This is a genomic window from Pseudomonas sp. 273, from assembly GCF_029201425.1.
GTDB lineage: Bacteria > Pseudomonadota > Gammaproteobacteria > Pseudomonadales > Pseudomonadaceae > Pseudomonas > Pseudomonas delhiensis.
The window spans coordinates 1,338,894-1,356,489 of the sequence record NZ_CP116775.1 but is presented as its reverse complement, the minus strand read 5'-3'; the positions used below and the strand labels follow the sequence as shown (position 1 = coordinate 1,356,489).

The 17,596-nt window shown below is 68.3% G+C and carries 19 protein-coding genes; 12 read left to right on the top strand and 7 right to left on the bottom strand.

Annotated elements, in window-relative coordinates; genetic code table 11:
* Positions 1 to 87: 87 nt before the first annotated feature.
* From PKO50_RS06655 to PKO50_RS06640, 4 genes are all read left to right on the top strand, one after another.
* Complete coding sequence (locus PKO50_RS06655; protein WP_275629178.1) at positions 88 to 1,407, top strand: mechanosensitive ion channel family protein; 1,320 nt, start codon at positions 88 to 90, stop codon at positions 1,405 to 1,407.
* A gap of 97 nt (positions 1,408 to 1,504) precedes the next feature.
* Entirely contained in the window at positions 1,505 to 2,035 is a 531-nt protein-coding gene (locus tag PKO50_RS06650) for a dihydrofolate reductase family protein (protein WP_109936934.1), read from the top strand.
* A gap of 8 nt (positions 2,036 to 2,043) precedes the next feature.
* Complete coding sequence (locus PKO50_RS06645) at positions 2,044 to 2,451, top strand: NUDIX domain-containing protein (protein ID WP_275629177.1); 408 nt, start codon at positions 2,044 to 2,046, stop codon at positions 2,449 to 2,451.
* A 368-nt stretch (positions 2,452 to 2,819) separates the two neighbouring features.
* Positions 2,820 to 3,422: a C40 family peptidase gene (locus PKO50_RS06640; RefSeq protein ID WP_089393656.1), complete on the top strand. Its 603-nt coding sequence runs from the start codon at positions 2,820 to 2,822 to the stop codon at positions 3,420 to 3,422.
* A gap of 849 nt (positions 3,423 to 4,271) precedes the next feature.
* On the opposite strand, the gene rarD is transcribed toward PKO50_RS06640, so the two are convergent.
* From rarD to PKO50_RS06620, 4 genes are all read right to left on the bottom strand, one after another.
* The gene (rarD, locus tag PKO50_RS06635; RefSeq protein WP_109934395.1) at positions 4,272 to 5,177 is read right to left on the bottom strand and encodes an EamA family transporter RarD; all 906 of its coding nucleotides are present in this window, start codon (positions 5,175 to 5,177) and stop codon (positions 4,272 to 4,274) included.
* Positions 5,174 to 6,037, bottom strand: a complete 864-nt coding sequence (locus PKO50_RS06630; protein WP_275629176.1) for a carboxylate/amino acid/amine transporter — start codon at positions 6,035 to 6,037, stop codon at positions 5,174 to 5,176. The genes rarD and PKO50_RS06630 overlap by 4 nt, the downstream gene beginning before the upstream one ends.
* Before the next feature lie 403 nt (positions 6,038 to 6,440).
* Complete coding sequence (locus PKO50_RS06625) at positions 6,441 to 7,040, bottom strand: FMN-dependent NADH-azoreductase (RefSeq protein WP_275629175.1); 600 nt, start codon at positions 7,038 to 7,040, stop codon at positions 6,441 to 6,443.
* 149 nt (positions 7,041 to 7,189) lie between these two features.
* The gene (locus PKO50_RS06620; RefSeq protein WP_109934398.1) at positions 7,190 to 7,504 is read right to left on the bottom strand and encodes a 3-phosphoglycerate kinase; all 315 of its coding nucleotides are present in this window, start codon (positions 7,502 to 7,504) and stop codon (positions 7,190 to 7,192) included.
* 55 nt (positions 7,505 to 7,559) lie between these two features.
* Here PKO50_RS06620 and PKO50_RS06615 point away from each other — a divergent pair, with 55 nt between their 5' ends.
* The 6 genes from PKO50_RS06615 (at position 7,560) to PKO50_RS06590 (ending at position 13,180) form a co-directional block, all read left to right on the top strand.
* On the top strand, positions 7,560 to 8,483 hold the full coding sequence (locus PKO50_RS06615; RefSeq protein ID WP_109934399.1) for a LysR family transcriptional regulator: 924 nt from the start codon (positions 7,560 to 7,562) through the stop codon (positions 8,481 to 8,483).
* A gap of 15 nt (positions 8,484 to 8,498) precedes the next feature.
* Positions 8,499 to 9,290 carry an alpha/beta hydrolase gene (locus PKO50_RS06610; RefSeq protein WP_275629174.1) on the top strand — a complete coding sequence of 264 codons (792 nt, stop codon included), beginning with the start codon at positions 8,499 to 8,501 and terminating at the stop codon, positions 9,288 to 9,290.
* A 30-nt stretch (positions 9,291 to 9,320) separates the two neighbouring features.
* Complete coding sequence (locus PKO50_RS06605; protein ID WP_275630430.1) at positions 9,321 to 9,881, top strand: peptidylprolyl isomerase; 561 nt, start codon at positions 9,321 to 9,323, stop codon at positions 9,879 to 9,881.
* A gap of 72 nt (positions 9,882 to 9,953) precedes the next feature.
* The gene (locus PKO50_RS06600) at positions 9,954 to 11,786 is read left to right on the top strand and encodes an ABC transporter ATP-binding protein (protein ID WP_275630429.1); all 1,833 of its coding nucleotides are present in this window, start codon (positions 9,954 to 9,956) and stop codon (positions 11,784 to 11,786) included.
* Between the two features lie 138 nt (positions 11,787 to 11,924).
* Positions 11,925 to 12,389, top strand: a complete 465-nt coding sequence (locus PKO50_RS06595) for a transposase (protein ID WP_275629173.1) — start codon at positions 11,925 to 11,927, stop codon at positions 12,387 to 12,389.
* Positions 12,390 to 12,913: 524 nt separating this feature from the next.
* Positions 12,914 to 13,180 carry a DUF2790 domain-containing protein gene (locus tag PKO50_RS06590; protein ID WP_089393019.1) on the top strand — a complete coding sequence of 89 codons (267 nt, stop codon included), beginning with the start codon at positions 12,914 to 12,916 and terminating at the stop codon, positions 13,178 to 13,180.
* A 91-nt stretch (positions 13,181 to 13,271) separates the two neighbouring features.
* Here the strand turns inward: PKO50_RS06590 and PKO50_RS06585 are convergent, their stop codons facing one another.
* Positions 13,272 to 14,396 (bottom strand): GNAT family N-acetyltransferase, encoded by a 1,125-nt coding sequence (locus PKO50_RS06585; RefSeq protein ID WP_275629172.1) that lies wholly within the window; start codon positions 14,394 to 14,396, stop codon positions 13,272 to 13,274.
* A 210-nt stretch (positions 14,397 to 14,606) separates the two neighbouring features.
* On the opposite strand from PKO50_RS06585, the gene PKO50_RS06580 reads away from it, so the two are divergent.
* Positions 14,607 to 14,858 carry a hypothetical protein gene (locus PKO50_RS06580; RefSeq protein WP_009620418.1) on the top strand — a complete coding sequence of 84 codons (252 nt, stop codon included), beginning with the start codon at positions 14,607 to 14,609 and terminating at the stop codon, positions 14,856 to 14,858.
* Positions 14,859 to 14,861: 3 nt separating this feature from the next.
* Here the strand turns inward: PKO50_RS06580 and PKO50_RS06575 are convergent, their stop codons facing one another.
* Positions 14,862 to 15,884, bottom strand: a complete 1,023-nt coding sequence (locus PKO50_RS06575; RefSeq protein WP_275629171.1) for a glycosyltransferase family 1 protein — start codon at positions 15,882 to 15,884, stop codon at positions 14,862 to 14,864.
* Positions 15,881 to 16,693 carry a UDP-2,3-diacylglucosamine diphosphatase gene (locus PKO50_RS06570; protein ID WP_275629170.1) on the bottom strand — a complete coding sequence of 271 codons (813 nt, stop codon included), beginning with the start codon at positions 16,691 to 16,693 and terminating at the stop codon, positions 15,881 to 15,883. Before PKO50_RS06570 ends, PKO50_RS06575 begins: the two co-directional genes overlap by 4 nt.
* Before the next feature lie 124 nt (positions 16,694 to 16,817).
* On the opposite strand from PKO50_RS06570, the gene PKO50_RS06565 reads away from it, so the two are divergent.
* The gene (locus PKO50_RS06565) at positions 16,818 to 17,579 is read left to right on the top strand and encodes an AraC family transcriptional regulator (RefSeq protein WP_275629169.1); all 762 of its coding nucleotides are present in this window, start codon (positions 16,818 to 16,820) and stop codon (positions 17,577 to 17,579) included.
* Positions 17,580 to 17,596: the final 17 nt, after the last annotated feature.

Genomic DNA, 17,596 nt, shown 5'->3' with positions numbered 1-17,596 from the left:
CACCCCGGCCAACGCGGCCGGGCCTTCGCGGCTACCCCGTAGCCTCCGCAATACGCGCCACCCCGCACTGGCGCCCCGATCCAAAGGATGTTTCCGGCCTATGGACCTTTCCTCCCCCTCGCTACCCTCCAGGGCTACTGGGCCCTACTCGACCAACAACCGCTGGCCAGCGCCGGCCTCGGCCTGGCCCTGCTGCTGGGCGTGGCCTGGCTGCTCGGCCGCCTGGCGCGCTACCTGGTGCGCCGCATAGCCGACCTGCTGGCCCGCCAGCCGGCGCTGGGCTGGCTCAGCGACCTGCGCGACAACCGCGTGTTCATGCGCCTGGCCCAGACGGTACCGTCGCTGGTGGTGCAGTTCGGCCTGGCGCTGATCCCCAACCTGACCGGCCGGCCCGAGGCCTTCCTGCGCAACCTGGCCATGGCGGTCACCGCGCTGTTCCTGCTGCTGGCCCTGAGCGCCCTGCTCGACGCCCTGCTGGACATCTACGCGCGCACCGAACACGCCCGCACCCGCTCGATCAAGGGCTACGTGCAGCTGGCCAAGCTGTTCCTGTTCGTGTTCGGCGGCATCGTCATCGTCTCCATCCTCATCGACCGCTCGCCGATGCTGCTGCTCTCGGGCCTGGGCGCCATGTCCGCGGTCCTGCTGCTGGTCTACAAGGACACCCTGCTGAGCTTCGTCGCCAGCGTGCAACTGACCAGCAACGACATGCTGCGCGTGGGCGACTGGATCGAGATGCCCCAGGTCGGCGCCGACGGCGACGTGGTGGACATCACCCTGCACACGGTGAAGGTGCAGAACTGGGACAAGACCATCGTCTCCGTGCCCACCTGGCGCCTGATGTCCGAGTCGTTCAAGAACTGGCGCGGCATGCAGCAGTCCGGCGGGCGGCGCATCAAGCGCAGCCTGTACCTCGACGCCAGCCAGGTGCGCTTCCTCGACGAAGCCGAGGCGCAGCGACTGTCCGGCGTGCGCCTGCTGACCGACTACCTGCAGCGCAAGCAGGACGAGCTGAGCGAGTGGAACCAGGCCAACGCCGGCAACGTGCCGCTGTCGGCCAACCGCCGGCGGCTGACCAACATCGGCACCTTCCGCGCCTACGCCGAGGCCTACCTCAAGGCCCACCCGGAGATCCACCCGCACATGACCTGCATGGTCCGCCAACTGCAGCCCACCGCCGAGGGCGTGCCCCTGGAGATCTACTGCTTCACCCGCACCACCGCCTGGCTGGAGTACGAGCGCATCCAGGGCGACCTCTTCGACTACCTGCTGGCGGTGCTGCCGGAGTTCGGCCTGGGCGTCTACCAGCAGCCCAGCGGCCAGGACCTGCGCGGCGGCCTGCAGGGCTTGCAGCCGGCAGCAACGCGCGGCGAACGCCATCCGGCGCTGGAAGTGGAGCAGGCCTGATCGGACGGGCGACAGCAGCCGCCCTGGCCGCCTGGCCAGGGCGATGCCATGCTCAATGCAGGCGCGCGCTTCCGCGCGCCTTTCCCGGAGACACGCCGTGCCCGCCACCCTCATCTATTACGTGGCCAGCAGCCTGGACGGCTATATCGCCCGTCCCGACGGCAGCGTCGACTGGCTGAAGTATTTCCAGAGCCAGGACGACGACCATGGCTACGCCGCCTTCTACGCCGGCATCGATGGCCTGCTGATGGGCCGCGGCACCTACCTGCAATGCCTCGACTTCGGCGAATGGCCCTACCCGGACAAGCCGGCCATCGTCCTCACCCGCGCCAACCATCTGCCGCTGGCAGCCCCCCAGGTGGAACTGCTGCACTGCTCGCCCAGCGAGGCCCTGGCCAACCTGGAGGCCCGCGGCTGCCAGCGCATCTGGCTGGTGGGCGGCGGCAGCCTGGCCGGCAACTGCCTGGCGGCGGACTTGCTCGACGAGGTGATCGTCAGCATCATTCCGCACCTGCTCGGCGCCGGCATCCCGCTGTTCGGCATCGGGCTCGAACGGCGCCTGCAACTGCTGGAACAGCGCAGCTTCCCCAGCGGCATCGTGCAGGTGCGCTACCAGGTCCTCAAGTGAGCCCGCGCATGCCCCAGACCACCCTCGACATCGCCGCCGCCTGCCTGCTCGACGCCAGCGGCCGCCTGCTGCTGGTGCGCAAGCGCGGCACCCGCGCCTTCATGCTCCCCGGCGGCAAGCGCGAACCCGGCGAAAGCCCGCAGCAGGCGCTGCTGCGCGAACTGCAGGAAGAACTCGGCCTCGTCCTGCCGGCCAGCGCCCTGCAGCCACTGGGCAACTTCCAGGCCGCCGCGGCCAACGAAGCCGATACCCGCGTCGACGCCCACGTCTTCGTCGCCAGCCTGCCGCACCCGGTGAGCGCCGCCGCCGAACTGGAGGAACTGGCCTGGCTGGAAGATGGCCGCCACCCCGAGCCGCTGGCTCCGCTGCTGCGCGAAAAAGTCCTGCCGGCGCTGCGCGAACACCTCGCCGACTGACGAAAATCGTCAGATGACCTGCATTTCGTCGGGTTTTTCCCTGCGACATGAGGTCCCACTCCACGCCTCCCCCGCCCCCTTCTTCCCGCCCTCGCGCGGCCTTTGGCCATCTCCCGGCAAGCTGCCTGGCATAGGGCTTTCAGCTATAAGGCCGGCACCCCACCGGGCGCTCCGGACACATGTCATCGAATGCCCGCCGAGTCACACGGCGCTCCCCACAAGCGACGGACGGTCAAAACACAGTCACGAAAAGTCGGTCAGAATGCGCGGAATTTTTCGCGGACCAAAGGAAACCATCGCCCGCCGAAGAGCAACGGCGATCCAGCGGAGTCTGGGTTACATCCACAACCAGAAAGAAGACATGCCGAATGCGCAGTACCCTTTTGACATGCCTTTCCATAGGCTTGGCAGCCAGTTTGGCCGCCGTTGTAACCGGGGTGGAAGCTTCCCCACGGGCCACGCGCTCCTACGCGCCCGCCCCTCTCGAACTCCGTGTCCCGGTGCAGGGCAAGGAGCTGCTGAGCATCGCCCAGCCGGCGAAGCCGCAGCCCAGTGACGCCCACCAGGTCACCCAGCGTGCCTTCAGCATGATCGGCACGCCCTACCGCTGGGGCGGCACCTCGCCCAAGGGTTTCGACTGCAGCGGCCTGGTCAAGTACGTGTTCCGCGACGTCGACGACGTCGAGCTGCCGCGCACCGCCCGGGCCATCTACCAGAGCAGCAACCCCAAGGTGGCGCGCCGCGACCTGCAGCCCGGCGACCTGGTGTTCTTCCGCATCCGCAGCCGCAACGTCGACCACGTGGGCATCTACGTCGGCAACGACCGCTTCGTCCACGCCCCGCGCCGCGGGCAGAAGGTGAAGGTGGCCAACCTCAACGACAAGTACTGGCAACGCCATTACCTGGCGGCCAAGCGCGTGCTGCCGGAGACCCTGGCCAAGGCCGACCTGCCGGGCAACCGCTTCGAGTAAGGGCCTGCGCCGCAAGACAGGACGCCGTTTTCCCGGTGAGGGGAAACGGCGTTTTTTGTGGGCGAGAGAAGGACGCCCGCTCCTTGCTCGCGGATATTGCTCCGCACACGCCAACCTCCCCCTGACGCGAAAACCCAGGCCGTGCCACCGGGGCGTCCAGCGCGGCCGGTGAATCCAATCGCGGACGGAGTCCGCCCTACGGACTTCCGATGGGGTTGAGGCGGAGGTTGGGCTCTGCAAAGAGAGCCCTCTCCCCAGCCCTCTCCCTGAAGGGAGAGGGGGCTTGTCCGTGCCGAGAGAAAGCATGGTTTCAGCCGGAAGCTTTCGGCGTTGCCGGCTGACTCACGAATACCCAAGCGCTCCGAACGGTCCCCTCTCCCTTCAGGGAGAGGGTTAGGGAGAGGGAGCGGAGTCGATCCAAAACACCGCAGCTGCCGGGAAACTCCCTTCGCGAGCAAGCTCGCTCCTACGAAGAGCAGGATTTCCAGAGAAATATCCGAGCGCACCGGAACGCCCCTTCAGAAGGCCGAGCGAAACCGGCGCTCAGGAGGTCATGCGACATGGATGTCGCGAGAGCCCCGATCAGCACAGGGACGTGCTGTCGGGGCGGGCCTCCGTGGCGGGGGAGTTCGTGAGGGTAGCCCGGCTTCATCGGGCCCGTATGCCGGGGCAAGCCTTTTTGGTTACTTTTGTGGCGACTGACAAAAGTGACTCGCCCGAGGGGGCGAAACGAGAAACATCCGAACACTCGGAGCGGCGCGTTACACCCAAACCCGACATCTTTTTTTGGTTCCCGCGTTCACGGGAATGACGATATGTAGAGCGGATAACCGCGAACGATTATCCACCCTACTCACCCCGCCGCTCACGCCGCGCCTGCTTGCGCAGCAGCCGCGCGCTGTCCCAGCCGGTGAGCAGGATGGCCAGCCAGATCGGCCCGTAGGTCCACAACTGCTGCGGCTGGAACGCCTCGCCGAGGAACAGCACCGCCAGCAGGAACAACAGCATCGGCTCGACGTAGCTGAGGATGCCGAACAGCCCCATGGGCAGCAGCCGGCTGGACGCCATCATGGCGGCGAAGGCCAGGGCGCTGATCAGCCCGAGCATCGGCAGCAGCGCCCACAGGCGCGGCGTTTCGGCGAACACCTGGCGGTCGCCGAAGTGCCAGATGGTCCACAGGGCGAAGGGCAGCAGCACCAGCATCTCGAAGACGAAGCCGGACAGCGCGTCCACGCCCATGCGCCGGCGCAGCATGAAATACGGTGGATAACCCAGGGCGGTGATCAGGCTGAACCAGGAGAAAGCGCGGGTCAGCCACAGCTCGTGGAGCACGCCGACCAGCGCGCAGGCCACGGCGATGCCCTGCAGCGGCGTCAGGCGCTCGCCATAGAACAGCCGGCCGCAGAGCACCATGGTCAACGGCAGCAGGAAGTAGCCCAGGGACAGCTGCAGGGTCTGGCCGACCATGGGCGCGTAGATGAACACGCCCCACTGCACCAGCATCATCGCCGCGCTCAGCGGGAAGCACAGCAGCAGCCAGCGCTCGCGCAGCAGGCGCCGGCCGGCCGCGCGCAGCACCTCGCCCTGGCCGGTGAAGGCCACCAGCAGCAGGACCATGGGGATCGACCAGACCACCCGGTGCGCCACGATCTGGATGCTGTCCAGCGGCGCCAGCCAGCGCAGGTAGCCCGGCAGGGTGACGAAGAGTACCGAGGCGGCCAGGGACAGGGCCACGCCGCGACCGGAGATGTTCATGCCACGGCCCTCCGCGCCAGCCCCAGGCGGTTCACCCCGAGCGAGGCCACTATCACCGCGCCGCCCAGGGCCAGGCGGGCCAGGTCGGCGTGCTCGTTCCAGATCAGCAGGTTGATCAGCAGCCCCACCGGCACGTGCAGGTTGTTCATCACCGCCAGGGTGCCGCCGTCCACCAGGGTAGCGCCCTTGTTCCACCAGAACTGCCCCAGGGCGGTGGCCAGCAGGCCCATGAACAGCAGCACCAGCCACTGCACCTCGGTGGTCGGCAGCTTGGCCGGGTTGCCCAGCAGCAGCCAGCCGGGCAGCGCGACCAGCAGCGCGCCGACGAAGAAGTAGCCGAAGCGCCGGTACTGCGGGATGTCCGACGGGTAGCGCGCCACCAGGTGCTTGTACAGCACCTGGCCGGCGGCGAAGGTGGCGTTGGCCAGCTGCAGCAGCAGGAAGCCCTCGATGAAGTCGCCGCTGACGCCGTCGTAGCGGATGATCGCCGCGCCCAGCACGGCCACCGCCGCGGCCAGCAGCGCCCAGGGATTGAAGCGGCGGTTCAGGGCGTCGTCGATCAGCGCCACGTGCAGCGGCGTGAGCACGGTGAACAGCAGCACCTCGGGCACCGTCAGCACCCGGAAGCTCTGGTACAGGCAGACGTAGGTGATGCCGAACTGCAGCGCGCCGACCAGCATCACCCCGGCGATGAAGCGCGGCGCCACCCCGCGCCAGCGGGTCAGCGGCAGGAACACCGCGCCGGCCAGCAGCACCCGGGTGAGCACGGCGAAATAGCTGTCGACCTGGCCGGCGAGGTACTCGCCGATCAGGCTGAAGGAAAACGCCCAGAGGACGGTTACGAAAAGCAGGTAAGGCATGACCGGACAGGCGCACCGAAAAGGGGCGTGGAAAATAGCGGTTTTGCCGGGGCGAAGAAAGGGCCAGGGTGCTGTCCGGCATGAACGGGAGGTTCAGCGTCAACCTGTAGGAGCGGGCCCTGCCCGCGATTCGCGCGCAGGGCGCGCTCCTACATGGGAACGACGTGGCTAGGATTCATCCGCGATCCCGCCGGCAGGGCCGGCGCCCCATGTCATCACGGAAAACCTCATTCGCGAGCAAGCTCGCTCCTACAGGAGCCCAGCGCTTTTCGTAGGAGCGAGCTTGCTCGCGAACCCCGGCAAAGAAAAAGCCCGGTCGACATTCGCGGGGGAAGTGCGTCGACCGGGCGTCGCGCCCAGGAGCGACGGGCGCGCAAGCGGAAAGCGGGAATCCGCGCGGCGGTCAGGCCACCGCGGCCAGTTGCTCGCGGGCCTTGGCCAGGCCTTTCTCGGCGAACTCGGCGCCCATGTTCAGGCCCTCGGCGTGGACGAAGGTGACGTCGTGGATGCCGATGAAGGCCAGGGCCTGGCGCAGGTAGGGTTCCTGGTGGTCCAGCGGGCCGCCGGCGTAGACGCCGCCGCGGCTGGTCAGGATGTAGGCGCGCTTGCCGCCGAGCAGGCCCTGGGGGCCGGTCTCGGTGTACTTGAAGGTGACGCCGGCGCGCAGCACGTGGTCCAGCCAGGACTTCAGGGTGCTGGGGATGGCGAAGTTGTACATGGGCGCGGCCAGCACCAGCACGTCGGCGGCCAGCAGCTCCTCGGTGAGCAGGTTGGAGCGCTGCAGCGCGGCCTGCTCGGCGGCGCTGTGCTGCTCGGCCGGTTTCATCCAGCCGCCCAGCAGGTCGGCGTCCAGGTGCGGCACCTGTTCCACGGCCAGGTCGCGGACCTGGATCTCGTCGGCCGGGTGGGCAGCGCGCCAGTTGGCGATGAATTCGGCGGTCAACTGGCGGGAGACCGAACCTTGTTGGCGGGCACTGCTTTCGATGACCAGGACACGGGACATGGGCTTGACCTCCAGCGGTCGATTGCGTCGATGGAGGTCAGCTTAGGGCGGAGCAGATCGATAAAAAAGCAGAAATAATTGCTTCAAAATATCGATTTAGTTGATTTGTATCTTGTCTGCTCCTAGTCTGGAGGACATGTGCCGGGGCCTCAGGCCGGCTTGCAGGTCAGCTTGATGCGCAGCTTGATGATGGCGCGGCCGAAGCTGGCGGTGAGGTTGCTGCTCTTGCCGGCGGCGAGCACCGTCTTGCGCACCTTGGGCGTCTCCGGGCCGTTCTGGAACACCGCGGTGCAGGCGACGTCCTGCTTGCCGTAGTTCTGCAGCAGCACGGCGCCCATGCTGTCGCCGATGTCCTGGGTCTGGACGTCGATCTCCGTTCCGTTGAGGGACTTTTCCACCTCGATCGGATAGGCCAGGGCGGTCAACGGCAGCGACAGCAGCAACGCACAGCAGATTCTTTTCATGTGGCGGTCTCGCTCGGTTCAGGCAGAGCGCCAGATTAGACAAGAGGAGGCGAGGATGAAAGCGCCCCGCGTTACCCTGGATCAATGGCGAACGCTGCAGGCGGTGGTCGACCACGGCGGCTTCGCCCAGGCCGCCGAGGCCCTGCACCGCTCGCAGTCCTCCATCAGCTATACGGTGGCGCGCATGCAGGAGCAGCTCGGCGTGCCGCTGCTGCGCATCGACGGCCGCAAGGCGGTGCTCACCGAGGCCGGCGAGGTGCTGCTGCGGCGCTCGCGGCAACTGGTGAAGAGCGCCGGGCAGCTGGAGGAACTGGCCCACCACATGGAGCAGGGCTGGGAACCGGAAGTGCGCCTGGTGGTGGATGCCGCCTACCCCACCCTGCGCCTGGTCCGCGCGCTGTCCGCCTTCGTGCCGCAGAGCCGCGGCTGCCGCGTGCTGCTGCGCGAGGAGGTGCTTTCCGGCGTCGAGGAGGCGCTGCAGCAGGGCCACGCGGACCTGGCCATCAGCGGCCTGAACATCGCCGGCTACCTGGGCGCCGACCTGTGCACCGTGGAATTCATCGCAGTAGCCAATCCGGACCACCCGTTGCACCGCCTGCAACGCGAGCTGACGCACCAGGACCTGGAAACCCAGATGCAGGTGGTGATCCGCGATTCCGGCCGCCTGCAGCCGCGCGACGTCGGCTGGCTGGGCGCCGAGCAGCGCTGGACGGTGGGCAGCCTGGCCACCGCCGCCACCTTCGTCGGCAACGGCCTGGGCTTCGCCTGGCTGCCGCGGCACATGATCGAGCGCGAGCTGCGCGACGGCTCGCTCAAGCCGCTGCCGCTGATCCAGGGCGTCACCCGCGAGAGCCGCTTCTATCTTTACCCGAACAAGGAAAAGCCCCTGGGCCCGGCCACGCAGATTCTCGTCGAGCTGCTCAAGACCTTCGCCAACGTGCCCCTGGACGCCCCCTTCGCCGCGCCGCCGAGCGCCTGACCGGGAGAACCGCCGATGCCCTACCTGCACCACGACGGCCAGCGCCTGTACTTCGAGGACAGCGGCCAGGGCACGCCCGTGCTGCTGGTCCACGGCCTGGGCTCGAGCAGCCGCGACTGGGAGTACCAGGTGCCGGAGCTGCTCAAGCGGCACCGGGTGATCACCCTCGACGTGCGCGGCCACGGCCAGTCCGACAAGCCGCGGGAGCGCTACAGCATCGCCGGCTTCGCCGCGGACGTGGCGGCGCTGATCGAGCAGCTGCGCCTGGCCCCGGTGCACCTGGTGGGCATCAGCATGGGCGGGATGATCGGCTTCGAGCTGGCCACCCGCCGGCCGGAACTGCTCAAGAGCCTGACCATCGTCAACAGCGCCCCGGAAGTGAAACCGCGCACCCCGCGCGAGTACCTGGAAGTGGCGCGCCGGCTGTTCCTCGCCCACGTGCTGGGGCTGGACACCGTGGGCAAGGCCCTGGGCAAGCTGCTGTTCCCCAAGCCGGAGCAGGCCGACCTGCGGCGCAAGATCCGGGAGCGCTGGCCGCAGAACGACAAACGCGCTTACCTTTCCAGCCTGCACGCCATCATCGGCTGGGGTGTGCAGGAGCGCCTCGGGCGCATAACCTGTCCGACGCTAGTGGTCAGTGCCGACCGCGACTACACCCCGGTGACGCTCAAGCAGGCCTACGTGGAGCGCCTGCCCAACGCGCGCCTGGTGGTGATCGAGGACTCGCGCCACGCCACCCCGCTGGACCAGCCGCAAGCCTTCAACAGCACCCTGCTCGACTTCCTCGAGCACGTAGACCATTCCTAAAACACCTCAGGAAACATCCGCCAAATGACCCTGTTCAAACGCTTCCTGCTCGCCGCCTGTACCCTCGTCCTGGCCACCTCGGCGCTCGCCGCCGACCCGGCCAAACCTCACGTGCTGCTGTCCACCACCCTGGGCGAGATCGAGGTCGAACTCGACAGCGCCAAGGCGCCGATCAGCGTGAAGAACTTCCTCGGCTACGTCGACAGCGGCTTCTACAACGGCACCATCTTCCACCGCGTGATCCCCGGCTTCATGGTCCAGACCGGCGGCTTCACCGAGAAGATGCAGGAGAAGGACACCGGCGAGCCGATCAAGAACGAGGCCGACAACGGCCTGCTCAACGCCCGCGGCACCCTGGCCATGGCGCGTACCAGCGAAGTGGACTCGGCCACCAGCCAGTTCTTCATCAACCTGACCGACAACGATTTCCTCGACCACGGCCAGCGCGACTTCGGCTATGCCGTGTTCGGCAAGGTCGTGCGCGGCATGGGCGTGGTCGACATGATCGCCAAGGTGCCCACCACCAACCGCGGCATGAACCAGAACGTGCCCGCCGAGCCGGTGGTCATACTCTCCGCCAAGCGTCTCTGAGAATCCCCGATTCCCGCGCTGACGGAGGCCTGAAACGGCGGGCCCAGGAAGGGCCCGCGACAACCGAGAGACATCATGTACCGCCGCTTCGAAAAGCTCATCGACCCCTTCCGCGATGCCCCCGAGCGCATGCCGCCGGCCGACGTCTGGCGCTTCTACACCTACTACCTGCGCCAGGTCTGGCCGGTGTTCTCGGTCCTGCTGGTGGTCGGCCTGGTCGTCGCCCTGATCGAGGTGGCGCTGTTCAGCTACCTGGGGCGCATCGTCGACCTGGCGCAGAACACCGCGCCGGCCGACTTCTTCCGCCTGCACGGCAACGAACTGGCCTGGATGGCCGTGGTGGCGCTGGTGCTGCGCCCGCTGTTCAACGCCCTGCACGACATGCTGGTGCACCAGAGCATCAACCCCAGCATGACCAACCTGATCCGCTGGCAGAACCACCGCTACGTGCTCAAGCAGAGCCTGGGCTTCTTCCAGAACGACTTCGCCGGGCGCATCGCCCAGCGCATCATGCAGACCGGCAACTCGCTGCGCGACTCGGCGGTGCAGGTGGTGGACGCGCTCTGGCACGTGGCGATCTACACCATCAGCGCCCTGGTGCTGTTCGCCGAGGCCGACTGGCTGCTGATGATCCCCCTGGTGCTCTGGGTGTTCACCTACGTCGGCGCCCTCGCCTACTTCGTACCGCAGGTGAAGCGCCGCTCGGTGGCCGCCTCGGACTCGCGCTCCAAGCTGATGGGGCGCATCGTCGACGGCTACACCAACATCACCACCCTCAAGCTGTTCGCCCACACCCGCCAGGAAGAGGACTACGCCCGCGAGGCCATCGCCGAGCAGACGCACAAGGCCCAGCGCGCCGGGCGCGTGGTGACCTCCATGGACGTCAGCATCACCATCATGAACGGCATCCTCATCGCCGGCACCACGGGCCTGGCGCTGTGGCTGTGGAGCCAGGAGCTGATCTCGGTGGGCGCCATCGCCCTGTCCACCAGCCTGGTGATCCGCATCAACAACATGTCCGGCTGGATCATGTGGGTGGTCGGCGGCATCTTCGAGAACATCGGCCAGGTGCAGGACGGCATGCAGACCATCGCCATCCCCCGCCAGGTAGTCGATGCGCCCGGCGCCAAGCCGCTGGTGGTGGACCATGGCGAGGTCAACTTCGACCACGTCGACTTCAGCTACGGCAAGGGCAGCGGCCTGATCCAGGGCCTCGACCTGGTGGTGCGCCCGGGCGAGAAGATCGGCCTGGTGGGCCCCTCCGGCGCCGGCAAGTCGACCCTGGTCAACCTGCTGCTGCGCCTGTATGACATCGAGGGCGGGCGCATCCTCATCGACGGCCAGGACATCGCCCACGTGACCCAGGAGAGCCTGCGCGCGCAGATCGGCATGGTCACCCAGGACACCTCGCTGCTGCACCGCTCGATCCGCGACAACCTGCTCTACGGCCGCCCCGGCGCCAGCGAGGCGGAAGTGCAGGAAGCGATCCACAAGGCCCGCGCCAGCGAGTTCATCCCACAACTGTACGACGCCCAGGGCCGCACCGGCCTGGACGCCCACGTCGGCGAGCGCGGCGTGAAGCTCTCCGGCGGCCAGCGCCAGCGCATCGCCATCGCCCGCGTGCTGCTCAAGGACGCGCCCATCCTGATCCTCGACGAAGCCACCTCGGCGCTGGACTCGGAAGTGGAATCGGCCATCCAGGAAAGCCTGGAGACACTGATGCAGGGCAAGACGGTGATCGCCATCGCCCACCGCCTCTCCACCATCGCCCGCATGGACCGCCTGGTGGTGCTGGAACACGGCCGCATCGTCGAAAGCGGCAGCCACGCCGAGCTGATCGAACACGGCGGCCTCTACGCCCGCCTGTGGCGGCACCAGACCGGGGGGTTCGTGGGCGTGGATTAACCCTGTAGGAGCGCGCCCTGCGCGCGATTTCGCGGGCAGGGCCCGCTCCTACAGGGCAGGCAGCGCATTCGGTAGCGGCCAGCGCTCTTTCCTCAGGGATTGGAAGCGATATTCAGTCCTTTCCCCTGAGGACGGAATATGGACGAACAATCCCCAGGCCATTCGGCGCTGCGCAAAGGTCGGTTTTCCCAGCCTCATACGATCTACCTGGTTACAACAACCACTCGCGACCGCACACCCATTTTTCGTTGTTTTCCTGCCGCCTGTGCGGCTGCACGCTGCTTTGGCGACCCGAGGCTTCTTGACGACTGCCATATGCTGGCTTGGGTACTGATGCCCGACCATGCCCACTGGCTGCTCCAGATCGGTTCTGGGGCGAGCTTGAACAGTCTTGTGAACCGTCTGAAATCATGCAGTGCCCGGCACGTGAACCAGTGCCTGGGCAGGTCCGGAACACTATGGGCACGGGCGTATCATGATCGCGCACTACGCCGAGATGAGGACCTACGTGCCGCCGCACGCTATGTCATCGCCAATCCCCTACGTGCCGGCCTGGCGACCAAGGTTGGCGATTACCCCTTCTGGAACGCGGTCTGGCTGTAGCAGCGCGCCCTCTGCGCGAATCGCGGGCAGGGCCCGCTCCTACAGGTTGACGCCGAATCTCCCGCCCACACCGAACAGCCCGTGAGGCACCGTACCTTGTAGGAGCGCGCCCTGCGCGCGAAATCGCGGGCAGGGCCCGCTCCTACAGGTTGACGCCGAATCTCCCGCCCACATCGAACAGCCCGTGAGGCACCGTACCTTGTAGGAGCGCGCCCTGCGCGCGAAATCGCGGGCAGAGCCCGCTCCTACAGGAATCCTGCGGCGTATCGCCCAGTCCGTTAATGAAGCCTTAAGCCTCGACCCGGAACCCTGCGACAAGTCGCCGCATCACCCCGGTCGATGATCATTAGCAAGCACATCAATTTCTCGCCTGGGGTGGTTCGGTGGTCATATCTGTTCCACGCCCCGCCATGCGGTGGACGCCTGACGCATCGCCCCCTGCCCGCCCCCGGACCCGCGGCCAGACATCGGATGCCAGTGCTCCAGGGCGGGGCTTCATCCCCTTCGCTATGAGGACCACCAGAATGAAGATTGCTTCTGTCGTATCGGCGGTGATTTCCAGCCTCGCTCCCATGGCCTTCGCCCAGGACGCGATCAAGGAGCCGGGCGCCGACCTTCCGACGGTCGAATACCACTACGGCATGCCGCTGGACATCGACAAGGTGCTGCACCGTACCGACAACTCGCACAGGGTGGGCGTGGTCCCCGCCTACCTGGTGTACCAGGACCACGACGGCGAGACGCACCGCGTGCGCTTCCTCGAATGGGGCGGCCAGGCGAGCCACGTCTGAGCCCCCACCCGGTCTCGGTCCCTGGCCGACTTGGCCACCCCGCGAGCCTGTCGTAGCGGCCGGGGGCCGACCTTCTTCCCGACTTCCCCAGCTACGCCTGCCGATAGGGCAGCGCCGCCCTCGCCTCCTCGGCGTAGGCGCGGATGCCGGCGCGTTCCTGTTCGAGGAAGTCGGCCACCGCGGCGCGCAGGCCCGGGTGCCCGAGCTGGTGCCAGGAGCGCGTGAGCACCGGCTCGAAGCCGCGGACCAGCTTGTGCTCGCCCTGGGCGCCGGCGTCGAAGCGGCGCAGGCCGTTGGCCAGCGCGTAGTCCAGGCCCTGGTAGAAGCAGGTCTCGAAGTGCAGGCGGTCGTACTCCGCCAGGCAACCCCAGTAGCGCCCGTAGAGGGTGTCGCCGTCCACCAGGCTGAAAGCCATGGCCACCGGCCGGCCGTTCCGGCGGGCGAAGACTACGCGGATCATCGCGCCCATGCGCTCGGCCAGCAGGCTGAAGAACTCCCGCGTCAGGTATGGCGCCTGGCCGCGCACCTCGTAGGTGCTGGCGTAGCAGGCGTAGACGAAGTCCCAGTCGGCCTCGGCCAGCTCTGGGCCTTCCATCCAGCGGAACTCCATGCCCTGCCCGGCCACCTGCTCGCGCTCCTTGCGCAGTTGCTTGCGCTTGCGCGAGGCCAGGGCGTCGAGGAAATCCTGGAAGTCCCGGTAGCCGCGGTTGAACCAGTGGTACTGGCAGCCCAGGCGCTCCAGCCAGCCGTCCTGCGCGGCGATCAGGCCGTCAGCGCGCGGGTCGGTGAAGTTCACGTGCACGCCGGACCAGACGCCTTCCGCGGTGCCCTCGGCCAGCACGCCCAGCAGTTCGGCGATGCCGTCGTCCGTGCCGAGCAGGCGCGCGCCGCTCACCGGCGAGAAGGGCACGCCCACCAGCAGCTTGGGGTAGTAGCGGATGCCGGCGCGCTGGCAGGCGTCCGCCCAGCCCCAGTCGAACACGTATTCGCCGTAGGAATGCGCCTTCACGTAGGCCGGCAGGGCCGCGCGCAGCCGGCCCGCGTCGTCCAGCAACACGTGGTGCGCCGGGCGCCAGCCAGTGCGCGCGGTGACGCTGCCGCTGTCCTCCAGGCTGGCGAGGAAGGCGTGGCGCAGGAATGGCTGGGCATCCGGCAGCAGGGCATCCCACTGGCCGGGCGCGAGGTCGCCGAGGCGGGAAAGTCTGTGGATAGGCATGCCGACAGTCTGGCGCCGGGCGCGACGGAAGAAAAGTGCCGCGACGCCCTTCGTCGCCCCGTCCTTGCGCGCCCGGCCCGCTGTTCTAAGGTGGGGTTACGCGAAAGCACAGGCCCCGCCCCCGGCGGGACAGCCACGCCAGAGCGGCGCGGCGCCTGGCGCCGGCAATGGCGCGGGCGGCGCCCCTGGCCCGACAGCGAGGTCCATTCCATGCAAACCCTGCAATGCACCCATCGCGACTACACCATCATCGCCCGCGTCTTCGAGCACCCGGGGCTGCCCACGCCCTATGCCGGCGGCTGCCAGATCATCGCCCCGGACGGACGCAGCACACGGCGCCAGCCGCTGCCGACGAAGATGGCCTTCCTCGCCGACCTGGACGCCGCGCAGCACGCCTCCATCGCCCACGGCAAGTGGCTGGTGGACCAGAGCCTGGACAGCGACCGCGACCTGTTCCACTAGGCCTCAGTCGGCCAGGGCCTCGACCACCCCGCCCGGCTCGCCGAGCGGCCGCTGCAGGGCCAGGAACTGTTGCGCCGAGAGCCGCCAGGACTGCCCGGCGGCCCACTCGGCGCAGGCCTGGCGGTCCAGCAGCAGGGCGCGCCGGCAGGCCTTGCCCAGGTCGATATCGATGGCGCCGGTGACGCCGTCCTCCAGCACGTCCAGCGGGCCCGGCACCGGGAAGGCGGCCACCGGCGTACCGCACGCCAGGGCCTCGTACATCACCAGGCCGAGGGTGTCGGTGCGCGAGGGGAACACCAGCACGCTGGCCGCGCGATAGGCCTCGGCCAGCGCCTGGCCATGGCGGTAGCCGAGGAACTCCACCTGGGGATAACGTGCCTGCAGTTCGCTGCGCAGCGGGCCGTCACCTACCACGCGCTTGAGGCCGGGCAGGTCCAGGCCGAGGAAGGCCTCCAGGTTCTTCTCCGGCGCCAGGCGCCCCACATAGAGGAACACCGGCCCCACGGCCGGCGCTGCGCCCGCCAGGAACTGCGTGGTGTCGACGCCCTTGCGCCACAACGCCAGGCCCTGCACGCCCCAGTCGGCGAAGGCGCCGCGCATGCGCTCGCTGCTTACCAGCACCGCCGCGCTGGGCCCATGGAAGCGGCGCAGCATTGCATAGCCGAAGGACAGCGGCAGCCAGGGCCAGCGGTTGTTCAGGTATTCCGGGAAGCGCGTGTGGATCGCCGTGGTGAAGGCCAGCCCGCGGCGCAGCAGCCAGCGCCGCGCGGCCCAGCCCAGCGGGCCCTCGGTGGCCAGGTGCACGCAGTCCGGGGCGAAGGCCTCGATGGCCGGGCCGACCTTCCACAGGTCCCAGGCCAGGGGGATTTCCGGGTAGCTCGGGCAGGGCCGGCTGCGGAATTCCACGGGCGACAGCAGGCGCACCTGGTGCCCCATGGCTTGCAGCTCGGCCACCAGCGCGCGCAGGCTGGTCACCACGCCGTTCACCTGCGGCGCCCAGGCGTCGCTGACGATCAGCAGCCTCATGCCACCGGCTCGGCGACGACCGTCTCGGTGGCGCGCTGGGCCTGCTCATCGGCCAGGCGGTAGAGCTGGATGCTGCCGTCCCAGTGCTCGATCAGCGCCGTGCAGGATTCCACCCAGTCGCCGCAGTTGAGGTACTCCACCTCGCCGATGCGGCGGATCTCGGCATGGTGAATGTGCCCGCAGACCACGCCGTTCAGCCCGCGCTTGTGGACTTCGTGGGCGATCGCCTCCTCGAAGTCGCTGATGAAGTTCACCGCGGTCTTCACCTTGTGCTTCAGGTACGCCGACAGCGACCAGTAGCCATAACCGTAGCGGCTGCGCCAGTGGTTCAGCCAGCGGTTGAGAGTCAGGGTGAACTCGTAGGCCGAGTCGCCGAGGAACGCCAGCCAGCGGTGGTAGCGGGTGATGACGTCGAACTGGTCGCCGTGGATCACCAACAGGCGGCGGCCGTCGGCGGTGGTGTGCTCGATCTCGTCGACCAGGCGGATGTTGCCCAGCAGCAGCGTGGAATAGCGGCGCAGGAACTCGTCGTGGTTGCCGGTGACGTAGATCACCTCGGTGCCGCGCTTGCTCATGGTCAGCAGGCGGCGGATCACGTTGGTGTGCGCCTGCGGCCAGTAGATGCCGCCGCGCAGCTTCCAGCCGTCGATGATGTCGCCCACCAGGTAGATGCGCTCGGCGTGGTAGCGCTTGAGGAAGCCCGCCAGGTGCTCGGCCTGGCAGTCGCGCGTGCCCAGGTGGACGTCGGATATCCACAGGGTGCGCACCCGTTGTTTCTTGGTCGGCATCAGGCGTTGGGCGCTGGTCATGGGCGGCCTCCGGCGGGGTTTAGCCGATTCTCCGGCCAGGGGGTGACCCGACAATGACGGCCGCGCGACAGTCCCGTGACAGCCTGCGCCGCGCTAGACTGTGGGCCTGCCCCCGGAGCCCGCCATGAGCCAGATCCTCTCCCTGCGCCGCTACAGCCACGAACACCTCGCCCACAGCCACGACCACGCGCAGCTGGTCCTGGGCCTGTCCGGCGACCTGGAGTTCGAGGTCGCCGGCCTGGGCAGCCGCGTCACCCGCCAGCGCTTCGCCGTGGTCCCGCGCGGCACGCACCATGCCTGCGCCGCCCCCGGCGGCAGCCAGTGCCTGGTGTTCGACCTGGAAGACGAAGACCTGCTGCTGCGCGGCCTGGGCGACCACGCCGAGAGCATCCGCCGCCTGCTGGAACGCCCCGCCGCCCTCGCCCTCAACCCGGCCCAGGGGCAACTGGTGCACTGGCTGGCCGCCAGCCCCCTGCAGGACCCGGTGATCGCCCGCCAGGGCGCCCTGCTGCTGCTCGCCAGCCTGGCCGGCATGCACGCCGCCGAGGCGCCGGCGCAGCTGCCGCTGGCCAGCCTGGACGCCTACATCGACCGCCACGCCGGGCACCCGCTGCAGGTCGCCGACCTGGCGCGCATCGCCGGGCTGTCGGCGGCGCGCTTCCACGCCCGCTTCCTCGCCGAGACCGGGCAGACGCCCATGGACTATGTGCGCCAGCGTCGCCTGCAACTGGGTCGCGAGCTGCTCGGCAGCACGCACCTGGCGGTGGGCGAGATCGCCGCGCGGGTCGGCTATGCCTCGCAGAGCGCCTTCACCGCCGCGCTGGCCCGCCAGTTCGGCAGCACCCCGCGGCAGATCCGCCGCGAGGCGCGCGACAATTCCCGCTAGTCCGCCGACAGACAAAA

Excerpts from the sequence above, each read along its gene's own strand:
- PKO50_RS06590 (WP_089393019.1), top strand. The coding sequence starts at position 12,914 with ATGAAGATTGCTTCTGTCGTATCGGCGGTGATTTCCAGCCTCGCTCCC.
- PKO50_RS06575 (WP_275629171.1), bottom strand. The coding sequence starts at position 15,884 with ATGAGGCTGCTGATCGTCAGCGACGCCTGGGCGCCGCAGGTGAACGGC.
- PKO50_RS06615 (WP_109934399.1), top strand. The coding sequence starts at position 7,560 with ATGAAAGCGCCCCGCGTTACCCTGGATCAATGGCGAACGCTGCAGGCG.
- PKO50_RS06595 (WP_275629173.1), top strand. The coding sequence starts at position 11,925 with ATGGACGAACAATCCCCAGGCCATTCGGCGCTGCGCAAAGGTCGGTTT.
- PKO50_RS06630 (WP_275629176.1), bottom strand. The coding sequence starts at position 6,037 with ATGCCTTACCTGCTTTTCGTAACCGTCCTCTGGGCGTTTTCCTTCAGC.
- PKO50_RS06570 (WP_275629170.1), bottom strand. The coding sequence starts at position 16,693 with ATGACCAGCGCCCAACGCCTGATGCCGACCAAGAAACAACGGGTGCGC.
- PKO50_RS06620 (WP_109934398.1), bottom strand. The coding sequence starts at position 7,504 with ATGAAAAGAATCTGCTGTGCGTTGCTGCTGTCGCTGCCGTTGACCGCC.
- PKO50_RS06655 (WP_275629178.1), top strand. The coding sequence starts at position 88 with ATGTTTCCGGCCTATGGACCTTTCCTCCCCCTCGCTACCCTCCAGGGC.
- PKO50_RS06610 (WP_275629174.1), top strand. The coding sequence starts at position 8,499 with ATGCCCTACCTGCACCACGACGGCCAGCGCCTGTACTTCGAGGACAGC.
- PKO50_RS06565 (WP_275629169.1), top strand. The coding sequence starts at position 16,818 with ATGAGCCAGATCCTCTCCCTGCGCCGCTACAGCCACGAACACCTCGCC.
- PKO50_RS06625 (WP_275629175.1), bottom strand. The coding sequence starts at position 7,040 with ATGTCCCGTGTCCTGGTCATCGAAAGCAGTGCCCGCCAACAAGGTTCG.
- PKO50_RS06585 (WP_275629172.1), bottom strand. The coding sequence starts at position 14,396 with ATGCCTATCCACAGACTTTCCCGCCTCGGCGACCTCGCGCCCGGCCAG.
- PKO50_RS06640 (WP_089393656.1), top strand. The coding sequence starts at position 2,820 with ATGCGCAGTACCCTTTTGACATGCCTTTCCATAGGCTTGGCAGCCAGT.
- rarD (WP_109934395.1), bottom strand. The coding sequence starts at position 5,177 with ATGAACATCTCCGGTCGCGGCGTGGCCCTGTCCCTGGCCGCCTCGGTA.
- PKO50_RS06645 (WP_275629177.1), top strand. The coding sequence starts at position 2,044 with ATGCCCCAGACCACCCTCGACATCGCCGCCGCCTGCCTGCTCGACGCC.
- PKO50_RS06580 (WP_009620418.1), top strand. The coding sequence starts at position 14,607 with ATGCAAACCCTGCAATGCACCCATCGCGACTACACCATCATCGCCCGC.